A 1791-nucleotide genomic window follows, 5' to 3' on the forward strand; every position below is an offset into this window, starting at 1 on the left:
GTTGTAGCCCATTGGCCTGTTTCTGAGGTACTGAAGTTGATTATAAACCACAATTGTACCGGTGATAAGCAGAACCGCAAAACTGAATTGAACTACAACAAGGGCTTTTCTCAAAGTCACCGAAGATCCATTCTGCCTGATCAATCCCTTTACAGTATCAACGGGTTGAAAAGCGGATAAATAAAAAGCCGGGTAGCTGCCCGACAAAAGTGCTGTAATGAAAACAACAACACAGAGATAGAGCCAGTTTGTAAAGCCTAAGGATTGCAGGGTAAGGTTCACATGTAACAAGTTATTGAACAGTGGCAAGCTGATCTCAACAATTGTAATTGCTAAAATGAAACTAAATGATACCATCAGAATGGCTTCCAGCAAAAACTGATGAATCAATGAGCCCCTTCCAGCTCCCATTGCCTTTTTAATGCCCACTTCTTTTGCACGTTTACCAGCCTTTGCCGTAGCAAGGTTCATGAAATTGATGCAGGCAATGATCAGGATTCCGATGGCCAGACCAATAAAGATGCGTACTTGCCCAATCTTTCCGTCCGCTGGTTTCCCGTTTATAAAGTCTCCGTATAGATTGCTTTTAAGTAATGGATAAATGAAGATTGAGGTAACTTCTTTATTGCTGTGTTGGTTTAAGAAATTGCTAATGTTCTTATTAAAATCATCGACATTAACCCCTGGGTTTAACTTTAGTAATGTGTAAAAAGAATAATTATCCCATTGCATGGCCTTGGGAAAAATACCCACATTTTCATTGGTCGATACCAGACTCTCAAACCTGTAGCTCATGTTTTCCGGCAGGTCTTCTATAATCCCCGTTACAGTAAGATTCGCAAAATTCATGAATTTGAGAGATTTGCCGATGGCAGAGGTATTAGGGAAAAGCCTTTTTGCCGTATTGCTGGTAAGGATAACGGAATTAGGTTTTGAAAAAGCAGTTTCTGCGCTGCCGCTGATGAATTTATAACTCAATATTTTAAGAATATCCGGCTCAGCTATGCGGTTATCTACTTTCACGCTGGTTGTACCGTTGACTAGTAAGGTTTGACTTGGCCAGGTTATAAATGCCGCTGCTTTCACTCCTGCTAATTCTGATCTCATGGCCAAAGGGAGCGCATTTGGAGAAACACCAGTGGTACCAAATACCTTACCCGTTGCATCCAGAAAATTGGTTTTCACTTCATAGATGTTTTCGGCATCTTTATATTGAGTGTTAAACTTCCACTCATTAGCCACATAAAGCAACAATAACAGAGATGCGGCCAAACCAATAGCCAATCCTCCGAGATTAATTAATGTAAAACCCTTATTTTTCCAAAGGTTCCTCCAGGCAATTTTTAAACTAAGCTTATCCATGCACTGCAATATACCAAGCCAATGCCAAATTTAAACAAGCTCATTTAAAGAACAATAAAGCAAATTATAGATTCCAGGATGTACGGTAGTGAACAGCAGGTGTTCAATTCTGAACGAGAGACTATCCTTAGAAATTACTTATTAAACAAAAGCAGCAAGAACGGCAAGTATGTACTTAGCCTTACTCTTAATATACGCAAGGCATTTTTAACATGGCTACGTACACTTTGCTCAGATATGTTTAACCTTTCGGCGATCTCTGCATGAGTCAAATTTTCTTTCCTGCTCAACTCAAACACTTCGCGCATCCTTGTGGGTAAATTCGCAATCTCTTTGTCAATTATCGATGTCAGGATTTTTTCTCTTACCCGATGATCTGTTTGCGATGGATAACTCTCAATAAAAGACTGAAAATGACTAATGTACTGC

Annotated in this window: 2 protein-coding genes; both read right to left on the minus strand. The window is 39.6% G+C overall.

Annotation, left to right across the window (positions count from 1 at the left end; translation table 11 throughout):
* Positions 1-1362 (minus strand): ABC transporter permease (locus AC1DG9_RS26600; protein ID WP_477635638.1); only part of this gene is annotated, 1362 nt, incomplete at its 3' end.
* 134 nt (positions 1363-1496) lie between these two features.
* Positions 1497-1791: sigma-70 family RNA polymerase sigma factor (locus AC1DG9_RS26605; protein ID WP_477635639.1), on the minus strand; the 295-nt coding region annotated here is incomplete at its 5' end.

This window comes from Pedobacter sp. 05L430 (genome assembly GCF_056397585.1).